The organism is Streptomyces sp. enrichment culture (genome assembly GCF_964272855.1).
In the GTDB taxonomy this organism is placed as follows: Bacteria; Actinomycetota; Actinomycetes; order Streptomycetales; family Streptomycetaceae; genus Streptomyces.
Genome location: NZ_OZ186847.1, coordinates 5,419,483 through 5,445,805, shown reverse-complemented (window position 1 = coordinate 5,445,805; position 26,323 = coordinate 5,419,483). Strand labels below are relative to the sequence as shown.

General features: G+C 72.1%; 25 protein-coding genes and 2 pseudogenes. 8 read left to right on the top strand and 19 right to left on the bottom strand.

The genetic code is table 11. The features are described from left to right. Positions 1-224: 224 nt before the first annotated feature. Positions 225-494: a chaplin gene (locus ACSU6L_RS24005; RefSeq protein ID WP_437059915.1), complete on the top strand. Its 270-nt coding sequence runs from the start codon at positions 225-227 to the stop codon at positions 492-494. 120 nt (positions 495-614) lie between these two features. On the opposite strand, the pseudogene ACSU6L_RS24000 reads toward ACSU6L_RS24005, so the two are convergent. The 10 genes and pseudogenes from ACSU6L_RS24000 to ACSU6L_RS23955 all read right to left on the bottom strand — a co-directional run bounded on the left by ACSU6L_RS24000 (position 615) and on the right by ACSU6L_RS23955 (position 7,303). After that, a pseudogene (locus tag ACSU6L_RS24000) lies at positions 615-1,479 on the bottom strand (tyrosinase family protein). A gap of 148 nt (positions 1,480-1,627) precedes the next feature. Further along, positions 1,628-1,824: pseudogene (locus ACSU6L_RS23995) on the bottom strand (hypothetical protein); the annotation flags it as partial. Between the two features lie 128 nt (positions 1,825-1,952). Continuing rightward, entirely contained in the window at positions 1,953-2,570 is a 618-nt protein-coding gene (locus tag ACSU6L_RS23990) for a vitamin K epoxide reductase family protein (RefSeq protein WP_437059913.1), read from the bottom strand. Beyond that, entirely contained in the window at positions 2,570-3,067 is a 498-nt protein-coding gene (locus tag ACSU6L_RS23985; protein ID WP_437059911.1) for a DUF5949 family protein, read from the bottom strand. The genes ACSU6L_RS23990 and ACSU6L_RS23985 overlap by 1 nt, the downstream gene beginning before the upstream one ends. Before the next feature lie 194 nt (positions 3,068-3,261). Then, the gene (locus tag ACSU6L_RS23980) at positions 3,262-3,552 is read right to left on the bottom strand and encodes a hypothetical protein (RefSeq protein ID WP_437059909.1); all 291 of its coding nucleotides are present in this window, start codon (positions 3,550-3,552) and stop codon (positions 3,262-3,264) included. A 197-nt stretch (positions 3,553-3,749) separates the two neighbouring features. Beyond that, positions 3,750-4,541: a hypothetical protein gene (locus ACSU6L_RS23975; protein ID WP_437059907.1), complete on the bottom strand. Its 792-nt coding sequence runs from the start codon at positions 4,539-4,541 to the stop codon at positions 3,750-3,752. A gap of 245 nt (positions 4,542-4,786) precedes the next feature. Then, complete coding sequence (chpG, locus tag ACSU6L_RS23970; RefSeq protein ID WP_437059905.1) at positions 4,787-5,026, bottom strand: chaplin ChpG; 240 nt, start codon at positions 5,024-5,026, stop codon at positions 4,787-4,789. Positions 5,027-5,288: 262 nt separating this feature from the next. Next, complete coding sequence (locus ACSU6L_RS23965) at positions 5,289-6,341, bottom strand: chaplin family protein (RefSeq protein ID WP_437065027.1); 1,053 nt, start codon at positions 6,339-6,341, stop codon at positions 5,289-5,291. 128 nt (positions 6,342-6,469) lie between these two features. Beyond that, positions 6,470-6,724 carry a chaplin gene (locus tag ACSU6L_RS23960; protein WP_437065025.1) on the bottom strand — a complete coding sequence of 85 codons (255 nt, stop codon included), beginning with the start codon at positions 6,722-6,724 and terminating at the stop codon, positions 6,470-6,472. Positions 6,725-6,904: 180 nt separating this feature from the next. Then, positions 6,905-7,303, bottom strand: a complete 399-nt coding sequence (locus ACSU6L_RS23955; protein ID WP_437059903.1) for a rodlin — start codon at positions 7,301-7,303, stop codon at positions 6,905-6,907. A gap of 257 nt (positions 7,304-7,560) precedes the next feature. Here ACSU6L_RS23955 and ACSU6L_RS23950 point away from each other — a divergent pair, with 257 nt between their 5' ends. Together ACSU6L_RS23950 and ACSU6L_RS23945 are read left to right on the top strand one after the other, a co-directional pair. Then, positions 7,561-7,971 (top strand): rodlin, encoded by a 411-nt coding sequence (locus tag ACSU6L_RS23950; RefSeq protein ID WP_437059901.1) that lies wholly within the window; start codon positions 7,561-7,563, stop codon positions 7,969-7,971. Positions 7,972-8,183: 212 nt separating this feature from the next. Next, positions 8,184-8,591, top strand: coding sequence for a rodlin (locus ACSU6L_RS23945; protein ID WP_437059899.1), 408 nt, complete (start codon positions 8,184-8,186; stop codon positions 8,589-8,591). 226 nt (positions 8,592-8,817) lie between these two features. On the opposite strand, the gene ACSU6L_RS23940 is transcribed toward ACSU6L_RS23945, so the two are convergent. From ACSU6L_RS23940 to ACSU6L_RS23930, 3 genes are all read right to left on the bottom strand, one after another. After that, positions 8,818-10,362 carry a YfbK domain-containing protein gene (locus ACSU6L_RS23940; RefSeq protein ID WP_437059897.1) on the bottom strand — a complete coding sequence of 515 codons (1,545 nt, stop codon included), beginning with the start codon at positions 10,360-10,362 and terminating at the stop codon, positions 8,818-8,820. A 142-nt stretch (positions 10,363-10,504) separates the two neighbouring features. Continuing rightward, the gene (locus ACSU6L_RS23935; RefSeq protein ID WP_437059895.1) at positions 10,505-11,365 is read right to left on the bottom strand and encodes an ABC transporter permease; all 861 of its coding nucleotides are present in this window, start codon (positions 11,363-11,365) and stop codon (positions 10,505-10,507) included. Beyond that, positions 11,362-14,016, bottom strand: a complete 2,655-nt coding sequence (locus ACSU6L_RS23930; protein ID WP_437059893.1) for a CocE/NonD family hydrolase — start codon at positions 14,014-14,016, stop codon at positions 11,362-11,364. The genes ACSU6L_RS23935 and ACSU6L_RS23930 overlap by 4 nt, the downstream gene beginning before the upstream one ends. Before the next feature lie 208 nt (positions 14,017-14,224). Between ACSU6L_RS23930 and ACSU6L_RS23925 the strand changes: the two genes are divergently transcribed. Further along, a complete protein-coding gene (locus ACSU6L_RS23925; protein ID WP_437059891.1) occupies positions 14,225-15,070 on the top strand; it encodes a hypothetical protein in 846 nt (281 codons plus the stop codon). A gap of 58 nt (positions 15,071-15,128) precedes the next feature. On the opposite strand, the gene mmsA is transcribed toward ACSU6L_RS23925, so the two are convergent. The 5 genes from mmsA to iolC all read right to left on the bottom strand — a co-directional run bounded on the left by mmsA (position 15,129) and on the right by iolC (position 21,258). Next, entirely contained in the window at positions 15,129-16,631 is a 1,503-nt protein-coding gene (gene mmsA, locus ACSU6L_RS23920) for a CoA-acylating methylmalonate-semialdehyde dehydrogenase (RefSeq protein ID WP_437059889.1), read from the bottom strand. Between the two features lie 14 nt (positions 16,632-16,645). Next, positions 16,646-18,523, bottom strand: a complete 1,878-nt coding sequence (gene iolD, locus ACSU6L_RS23915) for a 3D-(3,5/4)-trihydroxycyclohexane-1,2-dione acylhydrolase (decyclizing) (RefSeq protein WP_437059886.1) — start codon at positions 18,521-18,523, stop codon at positions 16,646-16,648. Continuing rightward, positions 18,520-19,335 carry a 5-deoxy-glucuronate isomerase gene (gene iolB / locus ACSU6L_RS23910; RefSeq protein ID WP_437059884.1) on the bottom strand — a complete coding sequence of 272 codons (816 nt, stop codon included), beginning with the start codon at positions 19,333-19,335 and terminating at the stop codon, positions 18,520-18,522. Before iolB ends, iolD begins: the two co-directional genes overlap by 4 nt. A gap of 7 nt (positions 19,336-19,342) precedes the next feature. After that, a complete protein-coding gene (locus ACSU6L_RS23905; RefSeq protein ID WP_437065023.1) occupies positions 19,343-20,236 on the bottom strand; it encodes a Cgl0159 family (beta/alpha)8-fold protein in 894 nt (297 codons plus the stop codon). Positions 20,237-20,307: 71 nt separating this feature from the next. Next, the gene (iolC, locus tag ACSU6L_RS23900; protein WP_437059882.1) at positions 20,308-21,258 is read right to left on the bottom strand and encodes a 5-dehydro-2-deoxygluconokinase; all 951 of its coding nucleotides are present in this window, start codon (positions 21,256-21,258) and stop codon (positions 20,308-20,310) included. Positions 21,259-21,593: 335 nt separating this feature from the next. On the opposite strand from iolC, the gene ACSU6L_RS23895 reads away from it, so the two are divergent. Together ACSU6L_RS23895 and ACSU6L_RS23890 are read left to right on the top strand one after the other, a co-directional pair. Then, entirely contained in the window at positions 21,594-21,794 is a 201-nt protein-coding gene (locus ACSU6L_RS23895) for a helix-turn-helix transcriptional regulator (protein WP_437059880.1), read from the top strand. Between the two features lie 56 nt (positions 21,795-21,850). Next, on the top strand, positions 21,851-22,441 hold the full coding sequence (locus tag ACSU6L_RS23890) for a GNAT family N-acetyltransferase (protein ID WP_437059878.1): 591 nt from the start codon (positions 21,851-21,853) through the stop codon (positions 22,439-22,441). Here the strand turns inward: ACSU6L_RS23890 and ACSU6L_RS23885 are convergent. Continuing rightward, positions 22,422-23,465 carry a zinc-dependent alcohol dehydrogenase family protein gene (locus tag ACSU6L_RS23885; RefSeq protein WP_437059876.1) on the bottom strand — a complete coding sequence of 348 codons (1,044 nt, stop codon included), beginning with the start codon at positions 23,463-23,465 and terminating at the stop codon, positions 22,422-22,424. The two genes, ACSU6L_RS23890 and ACSU6L_RS23885, sit on opposite strands and share 20 nt — an antisense overlap. 168 nt (positions 23,466-23,633) lie before the next feature. Between ACSU6L_RS23885 and ACSU6L_RS23880 the strand changes: the two genes are divergently transcribed. Both ACSU6L_RS23880 and ACSU6L_RS23875 read left to right on the top strand, forming a co-directional pair. Further along, positions 23,634-23,873 (top strand): heavy-metal-associated domain-containing protein, encoded by a 240-nt coding sequence (locus tag ACSU6L_RS23880; RefSeq protein WP_365510626.1) that lies wholly within the window; start codon positions 23,634-23,636, stop codon positions 23,871-23,873. 89 nt (positions 23,874-23,962) lie between these two features. Next, positions 23,963-26,242: a heavy metal translocating P-type ATPase gene (locus tag ACSU6L_RS23875; protein ID WP_437059873.1), complete on the top strand. Its 2,280-nt coding sequence runs from the start codon at positions 23,963-23,965 to the stop codon at positions 26,240-26,242. Positions 26,243-26,323 lie beyond the last annotated feature (81 nt).

Genomic DNA, 26,323 nt, shown 5'->3' with positions numbered 1-26,323 from the left:
CGCGTCGAAGCTTCTCGGCGGAAGATCGGCGGAAGATCAGCCAACGCCAGGATCACGCCGTGCGCCCCGTACGCGCTCCCCGCGTGCGCACCGCTGTATGTGGCCTTCTGAGAAGATGGGTGATCTGTGGTGGATCGCCGTGACCCGTCACGATTCGTCGCGTTGAACGGGGAGTGCGGCGGCGCCGACTGTCGTCGCGATCACCGAGTTTCAGGGAGAACGTGATGTCGCGCATCACGAAGGCAGCCGGAGTCGCCCTCGGTACGGGCGCCGTGGTCCTTGGCGGGGCCGGTCTCGCCGTGGCGGACGCGGGGGCCCAGGGCGCGGCCGTCCTCTCGCCCGGCGTGGTGTCAGGCAACGTCGCCCAGGTGCCGCTGAACATCCCGGTCAACCTGTGCGGGAACACCGTCGACGTGATCGGTCTGCTGAACCCGGCCTTCGGCAACACCTGCCTCAACCACAGCGACAACACGGGCGGGGGCGACGACGGCTAGGGCCAGGAGAGCGGTTGCGGCTACGGCCACTGACGCCCCACCCGAGAGGAGCCCCGGCACCCCGAGCGCCGGGGCTCTCCCATGTCCGCCACGGGCCGCCACACGTCCCCACGCACACGGTTACGCGTACCGGTGGACGCCCCTGGGATCGTCCAGTTCGTCCGGCGTCACGTCCCACGGCGGCAGCTTCTCGTGCCGTGCGACGACGCGTCCCCGCTGGAGGTCGCCCGGGCCCGGCTGTTTCACCGGGCGGTACCGGTTGTCCCGGTGCCGTTGCTGCCGGCGTGACCACACCAGGTCGACGAAGGCGTGGTGCAGCCAGAACACCGGGTCGTTGACGGACGCGCCGCTGACCATCGCGCCGCCGACCCACCGGTGCACCAGGTTGTGGTTGCGCCAGGAGGCGCTGCCGCGTCCGGTGCCCCAGCCTCCGGTTTGTTACGGAAGCCCTGGGTGACCGTCGAGTCCCAGGGAGCGACGTCGTAGACGGGATCCTTCAGCGCCCACTGCAGCTCGCTCGCGGTGGGCAGTTGGAGGGGGTCCCGGGCCCGGCCGAGGTCCCGGGTCAGGAACTTGCCGTTGGTGACACCGACCTTGAGCGTCCAGTTGCCCTCCGCGTAGGCGAACGGGCCGGTCGTCACCTGCCGGCCGGAGGGGCGTCCGTTGCCGCCAAGCAGGCCCTTGGTCCACGGCACGGAGGTCGTGGTGCGGTCGCGGGTCCAGTCCCAGTACGGCACGGACACCGACGAGTCGACCGGCGCAGCGCCTTCTCCAGCTCCAGCAGGAACTGGCGGTGCCAGGGCAGGAAGGAGGGCGCCATGTGCGCCGTCCGCAGTCCGTTCTCGCCGTCGGCGACGTAGTACTCGAGGTGCGTGCGCACGAACTCGTCGTACTCGCCACGGCGTTTGAGCTCCTGCAGCGCCTTGATGAAACGCCTGCGCTCGGTGGCGGTGAGGGTGCTGACGTCCTTACGGGTGTACACCACGGTGGCCCCCTGTCCCCGCTCATGGGTTCCCTCGTGGGTTCCCTGGGTTCCCTCGTGGGTTCCCTCCCCGGTCGCCGTGTCCGCGTCCGGCGTTCCCAGGCTCTGTCCCGGGCCCAGCTCGGCGCCGGGCACGCACCGGTGTGACCACGCCCGCCTGCGGCAGCTTCAGGCCGGGCAGCTCGGCGCCGATCTCGGGCAGCTCCATGCCGAGGGACTTCTCGGCCCCGTTCAGCGGCACGGGCACGGGGACCGTGTCGCCGCGACCGCGGGGGAGGCGGCGGCTCCGACGGCGGCCGCGACGCCGGTGACGACGGCTGCAAGGGTGCCTCGGGTGGTCGGCTTCATCTCAGGAACGGTCCCTTTCAGGAGTCGGGGGCTGGACGTCCGTACCTCCAACGAGCCCGGGAAGCGTCCCGAGTCCGGCACTCGCGCGGATTTCCCCCGAGTGCCGCAGCAGTACGACGTCCGCACAGTCAGCTCGTCCAGAAGTCCCACCAGCGGGTGAGGATCAGCATCCCGACCACGCCGAGGTGTGCGAGGGGCAGCACCCAGGTGAAGTCGGCGAGGAACGAACGCAGCCCGTCGGGCGCGGGCAGGAAGCCGTGGAGTACGGCGAAGGAGGTGACGTACCAGAACAGGACCACGGTCGCGATCCACGCGAGGGCGCACCACAGGCACAGCGCGTTGATCCGGTACAGCGACTCGAACTGGAGCCAGGACACGAAGCCGACGCCGAACAGGCAGCCGGCGTCGAAGGCCAGCCAGTACCAGCGGGGGAAGGCCGCGCCCGCCAGCAGGCTCATGCCGACGCAGACGACGACGGCGTAGGCGGCCAGGCCCAGCATCGGGTTGGGGAACCCGAAGGCGGAGGCCTGGTCGCTCTCCATGACGCTGCCGCAGGACACCACCGGGTTCAGGCTGCACGCGGGGGTGAAGTCCGGGTCCTCCAGCAGCTTGAACTTGTCGAGGGTGATGACCCAGGAGGCCAGCAGCCCTGCCGCCCCGGTGAGCACCAGCAGCAGCGCGAATCCGCGGCCCCCGCCCACGGCCGGCACCGCCGGGTGGGCGTGCCGTCCGGCGGCGGCCGCCATCAGGAGCGCAGGCTGCGGACCGGGAGGACCACGTGCGCGGCGGCGTCCAGGGTCTCGTCGGCGCCCGCGAACGCGGCCAGGGCCTCGGGGTCGACCGGCTTTCCGGGCTGGGCCTCCGGCCAGGGGCGGGTGGTGAACACGAAGTAGGCGAAGCCGCGTTCGCCGACCGCCGCGAGCCACTCCGGGGGCGGGGTGCACTGCGCGTTGAGGTGCGGCATGTTGACGACGGCCTGGCCGGCCTCGACGAGCAGGCCGACCGGCAGACCGGGCTTCGAGGCGCCGTCGACGAGGTCGCCGCCGACGGGGAGGCCGTTGTCGTTCAGCATGCGCGCGACGGCGGCGGACGAGGCCTCGGGGCCGTCGGGGCCGTCCCCGAGGGTGTAGGCGAGGAGGTACGGCATGTCGCCGCCGGGGGCCTCGCCGCTCCAGGCCATGACGACGAGGGTGCCCATGTCCATGGCGCGGAAGGGGCGGGTTTCGTTGGGGGTTGAGGTCACCGCGCGACCTTATCGGCGTACCCGAACCGGCCCGGACGCCTTCTCACCCGAGCGGGCGACGGCCGCTGTGCTCTCCACACGAACGAGGGACGGTCCCGGATTCCGCTCGAACAGACGGAAGCGGGCCGATTCCCGGTGGGGCGGAATCGGCCCGTCCCGGTGACGCCGGCCCGCGGGCCGCGCCGGGGTGTCCGTCAGCCCCGCAGCGGCAGCCCGCCGAGCAGGCCGCCCTTGGCGTTGAGGGTCTTGGTGGCGCCGTTCACCGTGCTGAGCACCGAGTCCTTGTTCTCGGTGTCGAGGGCGTTCGACTGGTGCTTCAGCGGCATGACGTCCGTCGGTTCGATGGGGCCCTTGGTGAGCGTGTTGACGGCGCCGTTGAGGCTGGTGGGCGTGAGGTCGGCGGTGTCGTGGGCGAACGCGGGCGCGGCGGCAGCCGCGATGACCATGGACCCGGCGACGACAGCGGCGGCCTTCAGGGACTTCATCGTGTTCCTTTCTTCGGCGACTCGTGCCGCCGCGGGGAATTCGGACGCCGTGCCCAACGAGCCCCAAGAGGCTCGGAAACCCTGTGAGCAGAAGACATATGAACGGTTGTCGTGCCGGACTGCGTGGCCGGCACGACGCCCCAGTCCCTGGATCAGGGGAGCAGGGGGTCAGGAAACAGCCCGGCCGTCGGCACGGTCTACGGCGCCGCCGGAACCGCGGCCGGTGTCTCCGGAAGGGCAGGCGTCACTTGCGGTTGCGCGGGCGTCGCCGCCGGCACCGCTGGCGGCTCCTCCGGCAGCGCGGGCGTCTCGGGCACCGCGGCCGGCGACTGCGGCACGGAGGCCGGCAGGGCCGGCAGCGGGGGCAGTCCGGCAACGGTCGGCGCGGGCAGGCCGCTGCCGAGCAGCGTGGTGGTCAGTACGTTGACGAGCCCGGTCACCACGGCCGTTGCGGACGGGACCACCTGGTCGACCAGACCGGACGTGATGGCCTCGATCAGCGCGTCGATCGCCTTTTGCAGTTCGTCGAGCGCGTCGGCCTTGACCTCGGCGGCGGACGCCTTGTTGTCGTTCTTGATGGGCGACGCGGTCGCGGGGAGGGTGACGATCGGCGAGGTGGACGTGGAGGGGGCCGTCGGGGCCTCGGGGGCTGCCGGAGCGGAGGGGGCCGCCATGGCGAGCTTGGCGATCGCCGCCTTCGCGGCGTCGCCGAGCTTGGTGGCCTCCTCTGCGGAGATCTGGCCCTCGCCGGCCTTGAGTACGGTGTCGAGCATCTTGGTGACCGGGTCGAGCACGACGCCGAGGTCGCTCAGCGCCTTGCTCTGGGCGAGCAGTGCCTCCGCGTCGGCCACGGGGGCCTGGGAGGTGGAGGCGGTGCGCTCGCGGGAGGGGTCGTGGTCGGCCGCCATGGCGGCCGGTCCGGCAATTCCGAGAACGAGGGTGGCGCACAGGGCGGTGGAGGCGATACGCCGAACGGGCAGACCACGCATGTGTGTTGTTCCTTTCGGTTGCGTCCGGGCCTTTTATCCACCGTGCGAGCGACGATTGCGCTCCGCAACCGACCGGCACTCTCCGCAATCACCCATGCCGCGCGCCGCGCGGCATCACCACTGGTGAGGGACTATGTGAAGCGTCGCACTCCGCGTCGACGCCGCAGCCGTCCAATCGGGTCAGCACGTGCGAAACCGGCCACCCTCCCCATGGAGAGTGGCCGGTGATCGAGGGCGACGCGACGTCAGTCGTTGACGCAGGTGTTGCCGAACGCCGGGTTCAGCAGACCGATCACGTCAGCGGTGTTGCCGCAGACGTTGACCGGGACGTGGATCGGAACCTGAACGACGTTGCCGGACAGCACGCCCGGCGATTCGGCGGCCGCGCCCTGGGCGCCGGAATCGGCGGCGGCGACTCCAGCGGTGCCGGCCACCGCGGCGACGGCGGCGGAGGTCAGGACCAGGCCCTTCGCGATACGCGACATGGAGAGGTGCTCCTTGGGGGTTGAAACAAAACATCCGGGCGGGACGCCCGACGCTGTGTCAACGCGCGGGACTCACCGGGGTTCTGCCTCCGAAGGAGTGATGTCCTGGGCGCGCCGGAATCACGATTAACGCACTCTTGAATTATTGGCCCGTATTGATACGGACAGCGCCAGGGACGCTCCCGGCCACAATGGCACCGGGGCGCCCCGGGTGACGGTGAACCGTCGTCACCCGGGGCGCCCTGAGACGCCGCGCGTTGAGTTACCGCCGGGACGCGGCTCGGCCCCGCCAGTACAACAGGGCTCCGCCCGCGATCAGTGCTGTGCTGACCGCCGAGGCGGCGAGCATGGTCTCGCCGCTGCTGCCGGTCTCGGCCATGGTGGGCGGCTGCTCCTGGTGCCCGCCTTCCGAAGGGGTCCTCACCTCGCTGGGCGACGGCGGCGTCTGCTCATCAACCGGCGAGGGTGCGGGGGTGGGCGGGGACTCGACCGTCGGCGGCTCAAGGGGTGTGTCGCCGGGCGGCGTCACCACGTTGCCGGGCGGCGTCACCACGTTGCCGGGCGGCGTCACCACGTTGCCGGGCGGCGTCACCACGTTGCCGGGCGGCGTCACCACGTTGCCGGGCGGCGTCTCCACGTTGCCGGGCGGCGTCACCACGTTGCCAGGCGGCGTCACCACGTTGCCAGGCGGCGTCACCACGTTGCCAGGCGAGTTTTCGCAGTTGTTGCCGAACGCCGGATTCAGTACCCCGACCACGTCGACCGAGTTACCGCAGACGTTCACTGGCACGTCGACCGGGACCTGCACGTTGTTGCCGGAGCCGACGCCGGGAGAACCCGCGGTCGCGCCCTCGGCCGAGGAGCCGCTGCCGGACTCGCCGGTGTCGGCGGAGTCGGTGTCCGAACCGTTGGCACAGTCGTTGCCGAACGCCGGATTCAGTACCCCGACCACGTCGACCGAGTTACCGCAGACGTTCACTGGCACGTCGACCGGGACCTGCACGTTGTTGCCGGAGCCGACGCCGGGAGAACCCGCGGTCGCGCCCTCGGCCGAGGAGCCGCTGCCGGACTCGCCGGTGTCGGCGGAGTCGGTGTCCGAACCGTTGGCACAGTCGTTGCCGAACGCCGGATTCAGTACCCCGACCACGTCGACCGAGTTACCGCAGACGTTCACCGGCACGCTCACCGGGACCTGGACCAGGTTCCCCGAGACCGCGCCGGGTGAGCCCGCGGCGCTCCCGTCCGCCGTCGTGTCGGCGAGGGCGGAGCTTCCGCACAAGGACAGGATGCCTGTGGCGGCGGCTGCCGCGACCACTCCCTTGCTGAGGGTCTGTCGCACTCTCGTTGTCTTCCTGCTTGGTGAAATGGGAAAGGCCGGCCCCGGTTCGAGACATGCGCGCCCGGAGCCGACCGTCACCCAGCCGAATGGCTGGTGTTACGACGTCAGTCCTCGCTGGCACACCCGTTGCCGAGCGTGGGGTTCAGCAGAGCGATCACGTCGACGGTGTTTCCGCACACGTCGACCGGCACGTGTACGGGAATCTGGATCACGTTGCCGGAGAGCACACCGGGCGAGTTGGACGTGGTGCCCACGGCCTCGGAGTCGGCGAACGCCGGAGCGGCCCCGCCCAGACACACAATCGCGCCCGCGACGACAGCAGCGGCCTTCTTCATGAACTTTCCCTTCTTTGCGGTCATGCCCCAATGACGGCCGAAACCGAGCGAGCGCGATTGGGCGGCTCGCACCATGACCGACAGGCTGTAGAACGAGGGATATACAGCCGGAGAAACTACGGAACGCGCGCCGTGCGGAAATTCACTCGAACGCCCTCGAAGAATTGCGTACAGGTAGTCGGAATGATTACGGGTGGCGAAGGCTCAGCCGTTGCCGGAGAGAGCCGAGATGTCTTCCAGGATGTGCGACAGCGGCTCGTCGCCCTTGGCCTGGGTCGAGTTCTCGGCGCACTGCTGGTTCTGCGGGGGCGACAGGACCGGGATGTCCTGGACCGCGACCGGGACCGCGCCGACGACCGAACCCGCGTTGACCTTGGCGGGCAGGCCGACACACGGCTCGTTCAGCGAGCTCTGGAGCAGCGTCGCCTGCGGGCTCATGTCACCAGCGGTCACCTGGTTGCCGAACTCCGAGTGCGCGTGGTTTCCGCTGCCGGACGTGGTCCCGCGGTCGTCACCGATGGCAAGCGCCTGGGGGGCTGCCGCCGCCGAGGCGCCGACGACGGACACGACGACCGCCGACATGGCCATTGCCTTCTTCAGCATTTCGCTTCCCTTTCCGACCGAAGGCACAAGTTCCTGCCCGGGTATCAACCGGAACTTCATGGAATGGTTGCGGTCTCGCCCACCGAATTCACCCGGACGGACCGTTCGGACCGGAAATTCCGCGGGAAGCACCCACTCCGTACGCCGCGCGGCTCGCAGACGGTGAGCCATCCGGGTGAATGGGGGCAACCATGCGCGTCACGGGCAGTTGATCAGGTGGCTCCGGTGGACGGGGTTTCTCCTGAAGGGACTAGCAAGTGATCAAGAAGGTTCTGGCTACCGCCGCGGTCGCCGCCTCCGTCGTGGGCGCCTCCGCCGCCGCCGCTCCGCAGGCGCTGGCCATCGGCAACGACGACGGCACCACGTCGTTCAGCGGCAACGGTGCCAGCCAGTCGTTCGGCAACTCGGCCACGTACGGCAACATGAGCCCGCAGATGGCGCTCATCCAGGGCTCCTTCAACAAGCCCTGCATCGGCCTGCCCGCGAAGGCGAACGTCGGCTCGCTCGTCGGACTGGTTCCGGTCACGGTCCAGGACATCCCGATCCTCTCGTCCCCGCAGAACCAGCAGTGCGTCGAGAACTCGACCCAGGCCAAGGGCGACGAGCCGCTGTCGCACATCCTGGACGACATCTCGGTGCTCGCGGGCAACGGCGAGGGCAACGGCTGAGCCGTTCACCCACGCAGGCCGGTGGACCGTCGAGCACTCGGCGGCCCGCCGGCCTCTTCGCGCGCCCGGAGACGACCGTCCGAACAGAGGCGTTCGTCCCATCATCCGAATGCGCTGCGCCGATCGGGGCACCCTCCGCAACCCGGAACGGGGCGGAGCCGTTGTCGATCATGCAACTCCCCACCGGAGTCCGCTTTTCGAAGGGAACGAACATGAAGAAGCTGTGGGCAACCGCGGCTGTCGCCGCCTCGGTCGCCGGTCTCTCGGCCACGGCCGCCCCCCAGGCGCTGGCCATCGGTGACGACAACGGCACCACGTCCGCCAGTGGCAATTTCGCCTCTCAGGAATTCGGCAACTCGGGCACGTTCGGCGACCAGAGCCCGCAGCTCTCGCTGGTCCAGGGCTCGCTGAACAAGCCGTGTGTCGGTCTGCCCGCCAAGGCCGACGCGGGCTCGCTCGTCGGCCTGATCCCGATCACGGTCCAGGACATCCCGGTCCTGTCCTCGCCGCAGAACCAGCAGTGCGTCGAGAACTCGACCCAGGCCAAGGGCGACGAGCCGCTGTCGCACATCCTGGACGACATCTCGGCCCTCTCCGGCAACGGCGAGGGCAACGGCTGAGCCTTCCGCTCCGCCGACGGCGGGTCACCGGTGTTCAGCGCCGGTGGCCCGCCGTTCCGTATGCCCGGGCGTTCCGGGTGCTCGGGCGTTCCAGTTGCTCATGTACCAGGTGCTCGTGGGTCCCGGATGCTCGTGGGTTCCGGATGCCCCGACCCCCGATCCCTGCGTACGCCCATGGCGGCTCCCGGTGCCGGCGTGGTGCCCGTCGTCGTTGACGCCAGGTCACCTACTCGGCCGTGAGGGAAGGTCGATGGGCCGCGCGCAGGTCGCTCGCCTGTTCCACGGCGTCGGCCAGCCGCCGTACCGCCGTGTCCCCGGTGTCGTGCGCCAGTTCCGAGGTGCGGTCGGCCAGCCGGGACAGGGAGCGCGGGGCGCCCGGCAGATGGCTCACGCCCTCGTTGCGCAGGGCGTCGGCGAAGTGGGCGGCGGTCGCGGTGACCTGGAAGCGGAGCGAGGCGGCGTCGACCGAGTCGGCGAGGGCGCCGGTCTCCAGCCGGCCGGTCTCCTCGTGCGGGTCGCGGGTCTCCGGGTCGAGCCAGCGGACGGTGGCGGTGGCGAGGTGGCCTTCGGCGCCGGGCTCGGTGCGCACGGCGTACAGGGCGGTGACCGTGTGGCCGGGGCCGACCTCGCCGCCGTCGACGCGGTCGTCGCGGAAGTCGTCGTCGGCGACCTCGCGGTTCTCGTAGCCGACGAGCCGGAAGTCGGTGACCGTCTCCGGGTCGAAGGCGATCTGCGCCTTGGCGTCGCGGGCGGTCAGGTCGACATGGCGCGGGAGCTGCTCGCAGAAGACCTCGCGGGCCTCCTCGGGAGTGGAGACGTAGGTGGTGTGGCCGTCGCCGCGGTCGGCGAGGCGTTCCATGAGTTCGTCGCCGTAGTCGCTGCCGACGCCCACGCCGAAGAGGGTGATGCCGTGCTCGCGGCGTTCGCCGGAGATCTTCTCCAGGATGGTGTCGGCGTCGGTGTCCCCGGTGTTGGCGAGGGCGTCGGAGATCAGCACGACCCGGTTGGTGGCGCCCTCGCGCAGGCCCTCGACGGCGGTGGCGTAGCCGGTCTCGACGCCCGCGCCGAGGTTGGTCGAGTAGGCGCTCGTGACGCTGTCGATGGCGTCGTGCACCTTGCCCCGGTGGCCGCCGAGCCGGGTCATCGGCAGGACGGTCTCGGCGTCGTCGCTGAAGGTGACGAGGGCGACGGAGTCGTCGTCGCGCAGCCGGTCGGTCATCACGCCGAGGGATTCCTTGGCGAGGTCGAGGCGGCCCGGCTCGTCCATGGAGCCGGAGATGTCCAGCACGAAGGTGAGGGCGGCGGGCGGGCGTTCGCGGTCGTCGTCGGCGGTGCGGGTGGCGAGGCCGACGCGGACCAGGGACCAGTTGCCGTCACCGGTGCGGGCGCCGTCGACGGTCACCGTGAAGCCGTTGCCGTCGGGGCGGTCATAGTCCTGCCGGAAGCTGTTGACGAACTCCTCCGGACGGACCGTCGACGGGTCGGGCATACGGCCGTCGGCGAGGGAGCGGCGGGCGTAGTCGTAGGAGGCGGTGTCGACGTCGAGGGCGAAGGTGGAGAGGTGGTCCGGTGCGGGGGCCACCTCGCGGGAGTCCCCCGAGGACTCCTCGCCGCTCTCGAAGCCGGGCAGCGGGGCCCGGTCGCCGCCCTTGTCGTAGGCGCCCTCCGCCTTGCTTCCCTCGTCGGCTCCCGTGCCGCTGCAGCCGGTCAGCAGCAGGCCCGTGCCCGCCGTGAGCGCGAGCACCGCGCGTCGTATCCGGTACCGCTCCATCGTCCGTGCCCCCTTCGCGTCCGTCGCATCTGTGACTGTGACGCCTCGGGGGGCCGGAACGTGCGTGACGGAGCGTTGCGGAAACGTCTCGAAGGGGCCACGGAGAGGGCCCTCCGAGACCGGTGGGTGATCCTCCGTTGACCTAGGAGACGACGTCCTTGCGGGCGAAACCCCTGAAGGCCAGCGCGAACAGCACCAGGGCGTACGTTACGGAGACCGCGGTGCCCTGGATCATGCCGGACCACTCCGGGCGGGGCTGGACGGCGTCCGCCCAGGCGAACTGCCAGTGCGCGGGCAGGAAGTGCCGCCAGTCGCCGAGGGCGGTCACCGCGTCGAGGACGTTGCCGACGATGGTCAGTCCGACCGCGCCGCCGACCGCGCCGAGCGGCGCGTCCGTGCGGGTCGACAGCCAGAACGCGAGGCCGGCGGTGACCAGTTGGGAGACGAAGACGTACGCCACGACCACCACCAGCCGCTGCGCGGCCGTGCCCGCGTCGAGGGAGCCGCCGGTGGGGATGGCCAGCGGCCCCCAGCCGTAGGCGGCGGTGCCGACGGCCAGCGCGACCACCGGCAGCAGCACCATCGCGGCGAGGCTCATCCCGAGGCCCACGGCGAGCTTGGACCACAGCAGCCGGGCGCGCGGCACCGGCGCGGCGAGCAGATAGCGCAGGGAGGACCAGTTGGCCTCCGAGGCGACCGTGTCGCCGCAGAACAGCGCCACGGGTATGACGAGCAGGAAGCCGGCGGAGACGAACAGGTTCACGGCGGCGAAGTTGGCGCCGGACGCCGTCGCCGTGTCCATCAGGGTGATGCGGTCGCCGCGCCCGTCCGGCTCGCCGCCGATGGCGAAGGCGACGGCCAGCACGAACGGCAGGGCGGCGAGGATGCCGCCCATGACCAGCGTGCGGCGGCGTTTGAGCTGGCGGACCAGTTCGACGCGGAGCGGCAGGGTGCGGGCCGCCCGGTAGCCGGAGGCCACGTCGGTGAGAGCGGGGGTGCTCATGCGGAACCTCCGATCAGGGTGAGAAAGGCGTCCTCCAGGCGGCGGTGCGGGCCGACGGACTGGACGGGCACCTCCAGGCGGACGAGTTCGGCGACGAGGCGGGACGCGCTGCCGTCGGCGTCGAGCCGGACCAGCAGCCCGTCGTCGGTGCGGACGGCGGAGGCGACGCCCTCCAGCGCGGCGACCTTCTCGACGACCGGGTCCTCCAGGGGCGCGGGGGTGCCGACGAGCAGGGTGTCGCCGGAGCCGACGATCTCCCCGACCGGGCCCGCCTGCACCAGTCGGCCGCGGTCCATGACGACCAGGTGGGTGCAGGACTGTTCGACCTCGGCAAGCAGATGGCTGGAGACGATCACCGTGCGGCCGCCGGCCGCGTACCGGATCATCACCTCGCGCATCTCGCGGATCTGGGGCGGGTCGAGGCCGTTGGTCGGCTCGTCGAGGATGAGCAGGTCGGGCAGGCCGAGCATGGCCTGGGCGATGGCGAGGCGCTGGCGCATGCCCTGGGAGTAGGTGCGCACCGCGCGGGCGAGGGCCTCGCCGAGTCCGGCGATCCGCAGCGCCTCGTCGAAGTGGGCGTCCTCGGCGGGGCGGCCGGTCGCCTTCCAGTACAGCTCCAGGTTCTCCCGGCCGGACAGGTGCGGCAGGAAGCCCGCGCCCTCCACGAAGGCGCCGACCCGGGACAGGACCGGGGCGCCGGGGCGGATGGCGTGCCCGAAGACGCGGATCTCGCCGCCGTCGGGGGTGATCAGGCCCATCAGCATGCGCAGGGTGGTCGTCTTGCCCGCGCCGTTCGGCCCGAGCAGGCCGAGGACCTGGCCCTGCTCCACGCGGAAGGACAGATCCCGCACCGCGTACCGGTCCGCCGACTTCGCGTACCGCTTGCTCAGGCCGGTGATCTCCAGCGGTACGTCCGCCAGTTCCGGGTCGGGGGCGGGGCTCGCGGTGCGGCGGCGGGCGGTGAGCAGCAGGGCGAGGGCGGTCAGCGCGCCGGTGAGCGGCAGCCACCACACCCAGGAGGGCAGCGGGGCGGCGGCCGTGGTGACGCCGGGGGCGGTCGGCACGCTGAGGTCGCTCTTCAGGGAGACGGTGTAGGTCGCCGGGGCGGCCGGGGAGGCGTAGCCGAGGTCGGTGGCGGACAGCACCAGGCTCAGCCGGTGGCCCTTCCCCACCTCGTGGTCGATCGCCGGGAGGGTGAGGGTGACGTCCTTGCCGGACTCGGCGTCCTCGACGCGCACCGGGGCCACCAGCTGTGACGGCAGCACCTGCTGCCGGCCGTCCGGGCCGACGTCGTACACCTTGGCGAAGAGCACGGCGTCCTCGCTGGTGGACTCGACGTGGACGGTGACCTGCGGTGAGCCGGTGATCCGCAGGTCGTCGGCGAGCGGCGCCGACGGGAAGCGGGCGTACTGGCCGGGGAAGTCCAGGGATACGCCGACGCCCAGGGAGGAGAGCTGGGCGAGGCCGCCGCTGCCGCCGAGGCCGGGCAGGGCGGAGACGGCGGGCGGGTTCGCGCCGGGCGGGTTGTCGAACGTCTGCTCGCGGCCGGTGAGGGCGATGGTCGTGCCGCCGCTCGACAGGCCGGGGTAGGTGTCGGCGCTCGCGCCGCGCAGCTGGGCCTCGCCGTCCGTGGAGTCGACGCCTCCGGTGCGGGTGACGCGGAAGGCGGGGCCGGTGTCGGCGTCCTTGTCGCCCTTCAGGTACCGGTCGAACCAGGCGGTGACGCGGGTCTGGACGCGGTCGGTCTCCGGGTCGCCGCCGTCGTGGCCGCCCGCGATCCAGTCGACGTCGACGGGGGCGCCGTTGGCGCGGATGGCCTTCGCGGCCGCGTCGGCCTGGTCGAGCGGGAAGAGGGAGTCGGACTGGCCCTGGGTCAGGAGGGTGGGGACCTTGATGCGGTCGCCGACAGCGGACGGCGAGCGCTCCTCCAGCAGTTCGCGCGCCTCGGCGTCCGGCGTGCCGGACTCGGCGACCCGTTCGTACATCCGGCAGATCCGCGCCTCGAACTCCGCGCAGCCGCCGCCGGTGTTGACGAAGATGCCCGCCCACAGCTTCTTGAAGACGCCGTTCGGGAACAGCGCGTCGGCCAGGTTCCAGTACGTGATCGCGGGGGCGATGGCGTCCACGCGCGGGTCGTGTCCGGCGGCCAGCAGGGAGATCGCGCCGCCGTAGGAGCCGCCCGCCATGCCGACGCGCGGGTCGCCGTCCTCGTCGAGCCGGACCTGGGGCTGCTCCGCCAGCCAGTCGAGCAGCCTGGAGACGTCGGCGACCTCGCCGTCCGGGTCGTTCAGCCCGATCTTCCCGGTGGACTTCCCGAAGCCGCGCGCCGACCAGGTGAGCACCGCGTAGCCGTCGCGGGCCAGTTCCTCCGCCTGCTGCCGCAGGTCGTCCTTGCTGCCGCCGAACCCGTGCGCCAGCAGGACGGCGGGGCGGCGGCCGTCGCCGCCGGAGGTGAAGTACGACGTGTCCAGCCGCACCCCGTCACCGACGGCCAGGACCCGGTCGGCGCGATGCACCGCGGGCGGGTCGTCGGAGGCGACGGCCGTCCACGTACCGGCGCCGGCGAGGACGGCGACGGCGGCACCGGCGGCGAGCAGCCGCCTGGGCCCGCGCGACCACGCCCCGCGCAGTCCGGGCAGTCGAAGATCCATGCGTCAACGGTACGGGGCCGACCTGTCGGCGGTAGACAGCTTGTGGACGGAGCCCGGAGCCATCCCCGGGGTGTACGGACGGCCCCCCGCGTACCGCACTCGTCGTACGAACTGTTGTCCGAAGTCAGGTATGAACGTCATACGGGTGTCAGTGGTGCCCGCTAGAGTCGCCCTTCACAACCGACACACAGCTTTGGGGTGGGGACACATGAGGATGCGGCACACCGTCGCCTGGGTCGGGGTCACCGCGGCGGCGCTGCTGGCGACCGTCGGATGCGGCGCCGAGACGACGAAGAAGGCGGCCGAGGCGGTCGACGGCGCCGACCAGATCATGGCGGCGCTCACGCGTGCCACGGACCGGACCGCGGAGCTCGGCTCGGCGCAGATCGAGACCACGACCACGCTGGAGGCGGCCGGCGGCCAGCCGGTCTCCATGGACGGCACCTACTCGTGGGGCGACGGCGCCGCGATGGACGTCGAGATGGACACCGCCGCGGCGCAGATGACCGCGCTCCAGGACGCCCCGACGACCCGGATGATCATGGTGGACGGCGCCTACTACTACGACATCGACCCCCAGCCGAGCGGTCCGCTCGCGGGCAAGGAGTGGATGCGCATCGACGTCTCCGCCGTGGCCGGCGAGGCGGGCGCGGACAACATGGCGGCCAACGCCGACCCGACGGCGGCCCTGCGCTACATGACCTCGTCCACGAAGGTGAAGGACCTCGGCGAGGAGACCGTTCTCGGCAAGAAGACCACGCACTACCGGGGCAGCGTCGGCGCGGAGCACATCAACAAGTCGAAGCTGACGGAGGCGGAGAAGAAGGCCGCCCTGGCAGCCCTGGAGGCGGGCGGCGGGAAGATCACCTGCGACATCTGGCTCGACGGCAAGGACCTGCCCGTGCGCATGGAGCAGACCGGTGCCGGCATGACCGTGACGATGGACTTCCTGAAGTTCGGGGCCACCGAGGAGATCACGGCGCCGCCCGCCGCCGAGACCGGTGACCTCAGCAAGGAGGTCAGGGAACAGCGGGACGCCTCGATCGGCCAGTGACACGCCGGTGCCCCCGGTCCGCCGTGTCGCTCGGCGTACCGGGGGCACCGGGGGCCGCTCAGTGGTTGCGCGGGAAGCCCAGGTCGACGCCCGCCGGGGCGTCCGCCGGGTCCGGCCAGCGGGTGGTGACGACCTTGCCGCGGGTGTAGAAGTGCGTGCCGTCGTTGCCGTAGATGTGGTGGTCGCCGAAGAGTGAGTCCTTCCAGCCGCCGAAGGAGTGGTAGCCGACGGGGACCGGGATCGGGACGTTCACGCCGACCATGCCGGCCTCGATCTCCAGCTGGAAGCGGCGGGCCGCGCCCCCGTCCCGGGTGAAGATCGCGGTGCCGTTGCCGAACGGGGAGGCGTTGATGAGGGCGACGCCCTCCTCGTAGGTGTCGACGCGCAGCACGCACAGCACCGGGCCGAAGATCTCGTCCTGGTAGGCCTTGGCGCTGGTCGGCACCTTGTCGAGCAGCGAGATGCCGATCCAGTGACCGTCCTCGAAGCCCTCGACGGTGTGGCCGGTGCCGTCGAGGACCACCTCGGCGCCCTCCGCGGCGGCACCGGAGACGTACGAGGCCACCTTGTCGCGGTGGACCTTGGTGATCAGCGGGCCCATCTCGGACGTCGGGTCGTTGCCGGGGCCGATCTTGATCTTCTCGGCGCGCTCGCGGATCTTCTCGACCAGCTCGTCGCCGATGGCACCGACCGCGACCACGGCCGAGATCGCCATGCAGCGCTCGCCCGCCGAGCCGTACGCCGCCGAGACCGCCGCGTCGGCCGCCGCGTCCAGGTCGGCGTCCGGCAGCACCAGCATGTGGTTCTTGGCACCGCCCAGGGCCTGCACGCGCTTGCCGTTGGCGGAGGCGGTGGTGTGGATGTACCGGGCGATCGGGGTCGAGCCGACGAAGGACACCGCCTTGACGTCCGGGTGCTCCAGGAGGCGGTCCACCGCCACCTTGTCGCCGTGCACCACGTTGAAGACGCCGTCCGGGAGACCGGCCTCGGAGAGCAGCTCGGCGATCCTGACCGACGCCGACGGGTCCTTCTCGCTCGGCTTCAGCACGAACGTGTTGCCGCACGCGATGGCGAGCGGGAACATCCACATCGGCACCATCGCCGGGAAGTTGAACGGCGTGATGCCGGCGACCACACCCAGCGGCTGGCGGATCGCGGCCACGTCGACGCGGCTGGCGACCTGCGTGGACAGCTCACCCTTCAGCTGCACGTTGATCCCGCAGGCCAGGTCGACGATCTCCAGGCCGCGCGCCACCTCGCCGAGGGCGTCGGAGTGCACCTTGCCGTGCTCGGCGGTGATCAGCTCGGCGATCTCGTCGCGGTGGGCGTCCAGCAGCGCCCGGAACCGGAACAGGATGGTCGTGCGCTGGGCCAGCGAGGACTGGCCCCAGGTCGCGAACGCCTCCTTCGCGGCCGCGACCGCCGCGTCCACCTCGTCCACCGACGCGAACGCGACCTTCGTGGTGACCGCGCCGGTCGCCGGGTCCGTGACCGGCCCGAACGTGCCCGACGCGCCTTCGACGGTCTTGCCGCCGATCCAGTGGTTGACGATCTTCGTCATGCCCAGTTACTCCTTCACAGATGGCGGCGTCGGGTCGAGACGTGCCGTTCGTACAGCTCACGTGCCTTGACCGCCGACGGTCGGGTCGCGGTCTCGGCCACGGGTACATCCCACCAGGCCTGCGCCTCGGGTGCGCCCGACACTGTGTCTGCCGTTTCGGTCTCCACGTAGACACATGTGGGTGTGTCGGCGGCCCGCGCCTCGGCGAGCGCGGCGCGCAGGTCGCGGACGGTGCGGGCGCGCAGCACCCGCATGCCGAGGCTCTCCGCGTTGGCGGCCAGGTCGACCGGCAGCGGCGCCCCCGTGTAGGTGCCGTCGTCGGCCGGGAAGCGGTAGGCGGTGCCGAACCGCTCGCCGCCGACCGACTCGGAGAGGCCGCCGATCGAGGCGTACCCGTGGTTCTGCACGAGCAGCACCTTGATCGCGACGCCCTCCTGGACCGCCGTGACGATCTCCGTCGGCATCATCAGGTACGTGCCGTCGCCGACCAGCGCCCACACCGGCCGGTCGGGGGCGGCCAGCCGCACGCCGATCGCGGCCGGGATCTCGTAGCCCATGCAGGAGTAGCCGTACTCCAGGTGGTACTGGTCGTACGACCGTGCCCGCCAGAGTTTGTGCAGGTCGCCCGGCATGGAGCCGGCCGCGTTGATGATCACGTCCGTCTCGTCGACGACGGCGTCCAGCGCGCCCAGCACCTGCGGCTGGGTCGGCCGGGCGTCCGGATCGGCGGCCGCGTAGGCGCCGTCGACGCGCCGCTCCCAGGCCTCCTTGGCCGCCCCGTAGGCGGCGCGGTACGCGTCGGCGACCCGGTGGCCGTGCAGCCGCAGTCCGTCCGTCAGCTCGGTCAGGCCGCTGCGGGCGTCGGCGACCAGCGGGAGGCCGGCCAGCTTGTGGCCGTCGTAGGGGGCGATGTTCAGGTTGAGGAAGCGGACGTCCGCCGCCGCGAAGAGGGTGTTGGACGCGGTGGTGAAGTCGGTCCAGCGGGTGCCGACGCCGATCACCAGGTCGGCGGTGCGGGCCAGCTCGTCGGCGGTGGCGGTGCCGGTGTGGCCGATACCGCCGACGTCCTGGGGGTGGTCGTACGGCAGGGAGCCCTTGCCGGCCTGGGTGGCGGCGACGGGGATGCCGGTGGTCTCGGCGAGCTCGGCGAGGGCGGCCTCGGCGCGGCTGTGGTGGACGCCGCCGCCGGCGACGATCAGCGGCCGTTCGGCGGCCCGGATCGTCTGTACCGCCTCGGCCAGCTCGGTCGGGTCGGCGCCCGGCCTGCGCACCACCCAGGTGCGCTCGGCGAAGAACTCCTCCGGCCAGTCGTACGCCTCGGCCTGCACGTCCTGCGGCAGGGCGAGGGTGACGGCGCCGGTCTCGACGGGGTCGGTCAGCACCCGCATGGCCTGGAGCGCGGCCGGGATCAGGGCTTCCGGCCGGGTGACGCGGTCGAAGTACCTCGACACCGGGCGCAGGCTGTCGTTGACCGACACATCTCCCGCGTACGGCACCTCCAGCTGCTGGAGGACCGGGTCGGCGGGGCGGGTGGCGAAGACGTCGCCGGGGAGGAGCAGTACCGGGAGGTGGTTGACGGTGGCCAGGGCGGCGCCGGTGACCAGGTTGGTCGCGCCGGGCCCGATCGAGGTGGTCACGGCGTGCGTGGACAGCCGGTTCGACTGGCGGGCGTAGCCGACGGCCGCGTGCACCATGGCCTGTTCGTTGCGGCCCTGGTGGTAGGGCATGACGTCGGCGTACTCGACGAGCGCCTGCCCGATCCCGGCGACGTTGCCGTGGCCGAAGATGCCCCAGGTGGCGCCGATCAGCCGCTGCCGGGTGCCGTCGCGTTCGGTGTGCTGGGCGGCGAGGAAGCGGACGAGGGCCTGTGCGACGGTGAGCCGGATGGTCATCGGTACCCCTCCGTGTGGTCAGGGTGGAAGCGGATCCGCCACTCCCGGGTCTCGCCCGGGCCCGCCATGACGTTCAGGTAGTACATGTCGTGGCCGGGCTGGGCGACGGACGGGCCGTGCCAGCCGTCCGGCACGAGGACGGCGTCGCCCGTGCGGACCTCGGCGAGCACGTCCGCGCCGCCCGCGCGGGAGGGGGACACCCGCTGGTAGCCGAAGCCGCCGGGCCCGTCGATCTCGAAGTAGTAGATCTCCTCCAGCTCGGCCTCCTCACCGGGCCGGTGCTCGTCGTGCTTGTGCGGCGGGTACGACGACCAGTTGCCGCCGGGGGTGATCACCTCCACGGCGATGAGCCGGTCGCAGTCGAAGGCGTCGGCGGAGGCGAAGTTGCGCACGGTGCGGGCGCAGGTGCCGCTGCCGCGCTGTTCGACGGGTACCTCCGGCGCGGGGCCGTAGCGGGCGGGGAGTCGTCGCTCGCACTTCGCTCCTGCCAGGGCGAAGCGGCCTCCCGCGCCGGAGGCGATCTGTGCCCGGGTCTCCCGGGGGACGTACGCGAAGTCGGTGACGGAGGCGAAGACGCTGCCGCGGCCCAGGAGTTGGAACACCCGGTCCTCCACGTGCACCGTACAACCGCCGCTGAGGGGCAGCACGATCCACTCGCTGTCCCCGGCCAGGAGAGTGTGCTCGCCTCCGGGCGGCAGTTCGACGATCCGCAGGCCGCTGTGGGCCCAGCCGGCCCGCTTGGGGTCGATGTACAGCGTGTGATCGGCGTCGGCGGTGGTGCCGACGGGGACGTACAGCTCGTTGCGTGTCATGCGGCCCTCACAGCAGTCCTACGGCGGTGTCCACGGCGGCGGCCACGTCACCGTCCGCCGGGTACAGCAGCGACCGGCCCACCACCAGGCCCCGCACGGTGGGCAGGTGCAGGGCGCCGCGCCACTTCTCGTACGTCCCGTCCTGATCGTCCCCGACCTCGCCGCCGAGCAGCACCGCCGGCAGGGTCGACGTCTCCATGACCTCGGCCATGTCGGCGGGGTCGTCGGTGACCGGGACCTTCAGCCAGGTGTACGCCGAACTGCCGCCCAGGCCGGAGGCGATGGCGATCGACCTCGTCACCGCGTCGGCCGAGAGATCGTTGCGCAGCCGTCCGTCCGGGTCCCGACGGCTGATGAACGGCTCGACGAACACCGGGAGCCGGAGGGCGGCCATCTCGTCGATGACGCGGGCGGTGGCCTCCAGGGTGTTGAGGGAGCCCGGGTCGTCGTAGTCGATGCGCAGGAGCAGTTTCCCGGCGTCGAAGCCGAGGCGCCGGATGTCCTCGGGGCGGTGGCCGGTGAAGCGGTCGTCGAGTTCGAAGCGGGCGCCCTGGAGGCCGCCGCGGTTCATCGACCCCATGACGACCTTGCCGTCCAGCGCGCCGAGCAGCAGCAGGTCGTCGAGGATGTCGGCGGTGGCGAGGACGCCGTCCACACCGGGGCGGGAGAGCGCGAGGCAGAGGCGTCCCAGCAGGTCGGCGCGGTTGGCCATGGCGAGTCTGCGGTCGCCGACGCCGAGCGCGCCGCGCGCCGGGTGGTCGGCGGCGACGATCATCAGCCGGCCGTCGTCCTCGATCAGGGGCCGGCGGGCGCGGCGGGCGGCGGCCTCGGCGACGGCCTCCGGGTGGTGGGTGCGCAGGCGGACCAGCTCGGGGACGTCGACGCCGGGGACGTCCGCCACGGCTGCCGCGGGTGTGCCGCCGCCGGCCGTGCCGCCGGTCTCGTGGTGCGCACTCGTCACGCGGCCCGCCCTCACAGCACGGCTCCCGCGCTCAGCGCGGCCTCGATCTCGTCCGGCGTGGGCATCGCGGAGGAGCACTCCAGGCGGGAGGCGACGATGGCGCCGGCGGCGTTGGCGTACCGCATGATCCGCTCCAGGTCCCAGCCGTGCAGCAGCCCGTGGCAGAGGGCGCCGCCGAAGGCGTCACCGGCGCCGAGCCCGTTGAGGACGTTCACGGGGAGCGGGGGGACCTCGGCGGACTCGCCGTTCTCGCCGACCGCGAGGACGCCCTTGGGTCCCTGCTTGACGACGGCCAGCGCCACCCCGGCGTCCAGGAGGGCCCGGGCGGCGGCGTGCGGTTCGCGGACGCCGGTGGCGATCTCCACCTCGTCGAGGTTGCCGACGGCGACGGTGGTGTGTTTCAGCGCCTCGGCGTAGAAGGGGCGGGCGGTGTCCGGGTCCTGCCAGAACATGGGGCGCCAGTCCAGGTCGAAGACGGTGGTGGCGGCCTTGGCGCGGTGGGCGAGGGCCGCCAGGGTGGCCGTACGGCTGGGTTCCTCGCTCAGGCCGGTGCCGGTCACCCAGAAGATCCGGGCCTCGCGCAGGGCGTCGAGGTCGAGTTCGTGGGCGTCGATCTCCAGGTCCGGCGCCTTGGGCCGCCGGTAGAAGTAGAGCGGGAAGTCGTCCGGCGGGAACACCTCGCAGAAGGTGACCGGGGTGGGCAGTCCGGGCACGGCGGTGACCCAGCGGTCGTCCACGCCGAAGTCGCGCAGCGCCTGGTGGAGGTAGCTGCCGAAGGGATCGTCGCCGGTGCGGGTGACGACCGCCGTGCGGCGGCCGAGGCGGGCGCCGGCGACCGCGACGTTGGCGGCGGATCCGCCGAGGAACTTGCCGAAGGACGACACCTGCGCGAGCGGGACGCCGGTCTGCAGCGGATAGAGGTCCACGCCGATGCGCCCCATGGTGATCAGGTCGTACGCCATCGAGATCCCTTCGCGTCGCGTCTTCGCGGCTCTGTGAGGGTTTCTAGTCGCGGGCGGACAGCCCTGTCAATAGTTTGTCCAGACATACGGACCAGATACAGCCGGTCGGGGCACGCGGGGAACGCCCGCGTGCCGCGCCTCTGTCACAAACGCCACACGGGTGTCACAGATGTCGCATGTACGCACGTTCCGTGTCACGCGTCCCCGACAGCCCCTTCCTGTCGATCACCGAGCGTCGTTGACCGGGCACAGGCTTGGTGATCACCAGCGGATGCGCCCGGCTCCCCCGACGGCTCCCCCGCCGCCGCCGTGGCGCACGCGGGGAGGTGCAACTCATGAGCGACCGAAGGCTCTGGTCGTACAAGGACATCGCGGCGCACATCCGCGTCCAGCCCGACACCGTGCGCTCCTACCGCAAGCACGGTCTGCTGCCCCCACCCGACCGCGTGGAGGGCGGCAAGCCCTACTGGTACGCCGACACGGTCCGCGCCTGGGTGGCGTCGAGGCCCGGCAACCGCGGCCGGCAACGGGACTGACCCCCGCCCCCGAAAATCACTCCGTGCCCCACCTCGCCGTGGGGCACAGTGCTGCGATGGACTTCTCCGAGAAACCCGTGCTCACCGGCGAGCGGGCCATGCTGCGGCCGTTCACCGAGGACGACGCGCCCGTGATGGCGCGGATCCTGGCCGACCCCGAGGTGATACGCATGACCGGCAGCCCGCAGGAGGCGTTCGGCCTCGACCGGTTGCGCGCCTGGTACGGCAGCCGCAACGAACAGACCGACCGGCTCGACCTCGGCATCGTCGACCGGGCGAGCGGCGGACTCGTCGGCGAGGCCGTGCTGAACGACTGGGACGAGCCCAACCGCAACTGCAACTTCCGCATCCTCATCGGCCCCGGCGGACGGGACCGGGGCCTCGGCTCCGAGGTCGTGCGTCTGATGCTGGGCCACGCCTTCGAGCAGCTCGGGCTGCACCGCGTGTCGCTGTACGTCCTCACCCACAACCCGCGCGCCCGGCACGTCTACGAGAAGGCCGGTTTCGTCGCCGAGGGGACCGACCGGCAGACGGTGTGGCAGTCCGGGACCTGGGTCGACGCCGTACGGATGGCGGTCCTCGCCCCCGAGTGGGCCGCCCACCGGGGGCGTCCGGAGACGGCCGGTCTCAGCTCCACGGCTCGATGACCGTCACCCCCGCGCCGGGCGCCGTACCCATCGCGGCGAGCGCGTCCGGCGCGGCGGACAGCGGGATCGCCGAGGTCACCAGAAGGTCCGGGCGCAGGACGCCGGCGCGGACCAGCTCCAGCATCGGCGGGTAGGTGTGCGCGGCCATGCCGTGACTGCCGAGGAGTTCCAGCTCCAGGGCGGTCGCGCGAGCCAACGGGACCGGGGTGGTGCCGGTCGGCGAGGGCAGCAGGCCGACCTGGACATGGCGGCCGCGGCGGCGCAGGCCGTCGATCGAGGCGGCGCAGGTGGCGGGGGCGCCGAGGGCGTCCAGGGAGAGATGGGCGCCGCCACCGGTGAGGTCGCGGACCGCCGCGGCCGTGTCCTCGGTCCGGCCGCCGTCCACGCACTCCGCCGCGCCGAACCGCCGCGCGAGCTCCAGCGCCCCCGGCAACACGTCGACGGCGACCACGCGAGCCCCGGCCGCCGCCGCGATCATCACCGCGGACAGCCCCACACCGCCGCAGCCGTGCACCGCGACCCACTCCCCCGCCGCTACCCGCCCGCGCTGCACCACGGCCCGGAACGCGGTGGCGAACCGGCAGCCGAGGGAGGCGGCGGTGGCGAACGACATCTCCTCGGGCACGGCGACCAGGTTGACGTCGGCATGGTCGAGCGCCACATACTGGGCGAACGAACCCCAGTGGGTGAAACCGGGCTGCGTCTGCCGCTCGCAGACCTGCTGATCGCCCGCCGCGCAGGCGGGGCAGCCGCCGCAGGCACAGACGAACGGCACGGTGACCCGGTCGCCGGGCCGCCATCCGGTCACCCGGGCGCCGACCGCCTCGACGACTCCGGCGAGTTCATGGCCCGGGACGTGCGGCAGGGTGATGCCCGGGTCGTGCCCCTGCCAGCCGTGCCAGTCGCTGCGGCACAGCCCGGTGGCCTCCACCCGCACCACGACCCCGTGCTCGGCGGGCCGCGGGTCCGCCACCTCCCGCACCTCGGCCGGCTCCCCGAACCGCTCGAACACCACCGCTCGCATACGCCCCTCGCTTCCGTCCGCCTGGACGCGGAACGGTAACGCCCCCCCACCGGGACGACGCGCCGGGACCCCTCTTGGATTAATACCCCCTAGGGGTATAGTGTGAATGGTGTGAGCCCCTCCTCGGGGGTCACCACAACCCCATACGCCTCGACGAGGAGTAACGACATGACCGCCCAGACCGACACCCAGGGATCCGTCACCGCCGTCTACAAGGTGAGCGGGATGAGCTGCGGACACTGCGAGGGCTCCGTCTCCGCGGAGCTGACCCAGCTCCCGGGCGTGACCTCCGTGCAGGCTGTGGCCGCCACCGGCGAGGTCACCGTCGTCTCCGAGGCCCCGCTGGACGAGGAAGCCGTGCGCGCCGCCGTCGACGAGGCCGGGTACGAGCTGGTCGGCCGCGCCTGAGCGGCAGTCCGCCACACCTTCCGACACCGGGCCGTACCGAGCGCCGACCCGCTCGCCGTACGGTCCGGTCCGTCGTCCGGAGCCCCGAGATGACCACCACAGACACCCCAGTGGACGCCCCGCCGGCGTCCGAGGTCGAGCTGCTGATCGGCGGCATGACCTGCGCCGCCTGCGCCGCCCGCGTCGAGAAGAAGCTGAACCGCATGGCCGGGGTCACCGCCACGGTGAACTTCGCGACGGAGAAGGCCAAGGTCACCTACCCCGCCGGGGTCGAGGTCGCCGACCTGATCGCCACCGTCGTGAAGACCGGCTACACCGCGGAGGAACCGCCACCGCCCCGGCCCGCCCCCGGAGCCGTACGGCCGGACGGGCCGGAGCAGGACCCGAAGCTCGCGGCGCTGCGGCAGCGACTCGTCGTCTCCGCCGCCCTCGCCGTGCCCGTCGTGCTGCTCGCGATGGTCCCCGCCCTCCAGTTCGACAACTGGCAGTGGCTCTCCCTGACCCTCGCCGCACCCGTGGTCGTCTGGGGCGGCCTGCCCTTCCACAAGGCCGCCTGGACCAACGCCCGGCACGCGGCGTCCACCATGGACACGCTGGTGTCGGTCGGCACCCTCGCCGCGTTCGGCTGGTCCCTGTGGGCCCTGTTCCTCGGCGACGCGGGCATGCCCGGCATGCGGCACGGCTTCGACCTGACCGTCTCCCGCACCGACGGCGCCGCCACCATCTACCTGGAGGTCGCCGCCGGCGTCACCGCGTTCCTGCTCCTCGGCCGCTACCTGGAGGACCGCGCCAAACGCCGCGCGGGCGCCGCACTGCGGGCGCTGATGGAGCTGGGCGCGAAGGACGTGGCCGTGCTGCGGGACGGACGCGAGGTGCGGATACCCGTCGACCGGCTGGCGGTCGGCGACCGGTTCGTCGTACGGCCCGGCGAGAAGATCGCCACCGACGGCACCGTCGTCGAGGGCGCGTCCGCCGTGGACGCCTCCATGCTGACCGGCGAGTCCGTGCCGGTGGACGTGACCGCCGGCGACACCGTCACCGGCGCCACCGTCAACGCCGGGGGCCGGCTCGTCGTCGAGGCCACCCGGATCGGCGCCGACACCCGGCTCGCCTGGATGGCCCGGCTGGTCGAGGACGCGCAGAACGGCAAGGCCGAGGTGCAGCGGCTCGCCGACCGGGTCGCCGCGGTCTTCGTGCCCGTCGTACTGCTGATCGCCGTCGCCACCTTCGGCGGCTGGCTCGGCGCCACCGGCGACACCGTCGCCGCGTTCAGCGCCGCCGTCGCCGTCCTGATCATCGCCTGCCCGTGCGCGCTGGGCCTCGCCACGCCGACCGCGCTGCTGGTCGGCACGGGCCGCGGGGCGCAGCTCGGCATCCTCATCAAGGGCCCCGAGGTCCTGGAGTCGACCCGCCGCGTCGACACCGTCGTCCTCGACAAGACCGGCACCGTGACGACCGGCCGGATGACCCTCCAGGACGTCCACGCCGCCGACGGCACCGACGAGAAGCAGCTGCTGCGCCTCGCGGGCGCCGTCGAGCACGCCTCCGAACACCCCGTCGCCCGCGCGGTGGCAGCGGGTGCCGAGGAGCGGGCCGGGGCGCTGCCCGGGGTCGAGCGGTTCGAGAACCTGCCGGGGCAGGGCGTACGCGGGCATGTGGAAGGTCACGAGGTGACCGTGGGCCGGCTCTTCGACGGGCGGCTGCCCGAGGAGCTGGCGTCGGCGAAGGAGCGGGCCGAGCGCGGCGGTCGTACGGCCGTCGTGGTCGGCTGGGACGGGGCGGCGCGCGGCGTGCTCGCCGTCGCGGACGCGGTGAAGGAGACCAGCGCGGAAGCGGTGCGCGAGCTGCGCGCGCTGGGGCTCACGCCGGTGCTGCTGACCGGCGACAGCCAGGCGGTCGCCGAGGCCGTGGCCGCGGAGGTCGGCGTCGACGAGGTGATCGCCGAGGTGCTGCCCGAGGACAAGGTGGCCGTCGTCCGGCGGCTCCAGGCGGAGGGCCGTGCGGTCGCGATGGTCGGTGACGGCGTCAACGACGCGGCCGCGCTCGCCACCGCCGATCTCGGGCTCGCGATGGGCACGGGCACCGACGCGGCGATCGAGGCCGGCGATCTGACCCTGGTCCGCGGTGATCTGCGGGCCGCCGCGGACGCGATCCGGCTCGCCCGCCGGACCCTGGGCACCATCAAGGGCAATCTCGTGTGGGCGTTCGGCTACAACGTCGCCGCGTTGCCGCTGGCCGCAGCGGGTCTGCTGAACCCGATGATCGCGGGGGCGGCGATGGCCTTCTCATCGGTGTTCGTGGTCACGAACAGCCTGCGACTGCGCACGTTCCGCGAGACCCCTCTTCATTCCGACGCAAGCCTCACATAAGCTCTTCACAAGGCTCGCGCATCATCCTTACGCTTGAGCCCCGTTCGTCGTATCGGGCCTCTTACGTATCTATTGGGACAT

What these genes read in the sequence shown, in the direction of transcription:
- ACSU6L_RS23945 (WP_437059899.1), top strand. Translation starts at nt 8,184, where the DNA reads ATGAAGAAGCTGTGGGCAACCGCGGCTGTCGCCGCCTCGGTCGCCGGT.
- ACSU6L_RS23885 (WP_437059876.1), bottom strand. Translation starts at nt 23,465, where the DNA reads ATGCGAGCGGTGGTGTTCGAGCGGTTCGGGGAGCCGGCCGAGGTGCGG.
- ACSU6L_RS23925 (WP_437059891.1), top strand. Translation starts at nt 14,225, where the DNA reads ATGAGGATGCGGCACACCGTCGCCTGGGTCGGGGTCACCGCGGCGGCG.
- ACSU6L_RS23890 (WP_437059878.1), top strand. Translation starts at nt 21,851, where the DNA reads ATGGACTTCTCCGAGAAACCCGTGCTCACCGGCGAGCGGGCCATGCTG.
- ACSU6L_RS23975 (WP_437059907.1), bottom strand. Translation starts at nt 4,541, where the DNA reads ATGCGTGGTCTGCCCGTTCGGCGTATCGCCTCCACCGCCCTGTGCGCC.
- ACSU6L_RS23930 (WP_437059893.1), bottom strand. Translation starts at nt 14,016, where the DNA reads ATGGATCTTCGACTGCCCGGACTGCGCGGGGCGTGGTCGCGCGGGCCC.
- chpG (WP_437059905.1), bottom strand. Translation starts at nt 5,026, where the DNA reads ATGTCGCGTATCGCGAAGGGCCTGGTCCTGACCTCCGCCGCCGTCGCC.
- ACSU6L_RS23980 (WP_437059909.1), bottom strand. Translation starts at nt 3,552, where the DNA reads ATGAAGTCCCTGAAGGCCGCCGCTGTCGTCGCCGGGTCCATGGTCATC.
- mmsA (WP_437059889.1), bottom strand. Translation starts at nt 16,631, where the DNA reads ATGACGAAGATCGTCAACCACTGGATCGGCGGCAAGACCGTCGAAGGC.
- ACSU6L_RS23955 (WP_437059903.1), bottom strand. Translation starts at nt 7,303, where the DNA reads ATGCTGAAGAAGGCAATGGCCATGTCGGCGGTCGTCGTGTCCGTCGTC.
- iolB (WP_437059884.1), bottom strand. Translation starts at nt 19,335, where the DNA reads ATGACACGCAACGAGCTGTACGTCCCCGTCGGCACCACCGCCGACGCC.
- ACSU6L_RS23990 (WP_437059913.1), bottom strand. Translation starts at nt 2,570, where the DNA reads ATGGCGGCCGCCGCCGGACGGCACGCCCACCCGGCGGTGCCGGCCGTG.
- ACSU6L_RS23935 (WP_437059895.1), bottom strand. Translation starts at nt 11,365, where the DNA reads ATGAGCACCCCCGCTCTCACCGACGTGGCCTCCGGCTACCGGGCGGCC.
- ACSU6L_RS23875 (WP_437059873.1), top strand. Translation starts at nt 23,963, where the DNA reads ATGACCACCACAGACACCCCAGTGGACGCCCCGCCGGCGTCCGAGGTC.
- ACSU6L_RS23895 (WP_437059880.1), top strand. Translation starts at nt 21,594, where the DNA reads ATGAGCGACCGAAGGCTCTGGTCGTACAAGGACATCGCGGCGCACATC.
- ACSU6L_RS23940 (WP_437059897.1), bottom strand. Translation starts at nt 10,362, where the DNA reads ATGGAGCGGTACCGGATACGACGCGCGGTGCTCGCGCTCACGGCGGGC.
- ACSU6L_RS23880 (WP_365510626.1), top strand. Translation starts at nt 23,634, where the DNA reads ATGACCGCCCAGACCGACACCCAGGGATCCGTCACCGCCGTCTACAAG.
- ACSU6L_RS24005 (WP_437059915.1), top strand. Translation starts at nt 225, where the DNA reads ATGTCGCGCATCACGAAGGCAGCCGGAGTCGCCCTCGGTACGGGCGCC.
- iolD (WP_437059886.1), bottom strand. Translation starts at nt 18,523, where the DNA reads ATGACCATCCGGCTCACCGTCGCACAGGCCCTCGTCCGCTTCCTCGCC.
- iolC (WP_437059882.1), bottom strand. Translation starts at nt 21,258, where the DNA reads ATGGCGTACGACCTGATCACCATGGGGCGCATCGGCGTGGACCTCTAT.
- ACSU6L_RS23960 (WP_437065025.1), bottom strand. Translation starts at nt 6,724, where the DNA reads ATGACCGCAAAGAAGGGAAAGTTCATGAAGAAGGCCGCTGCTGTCGTC.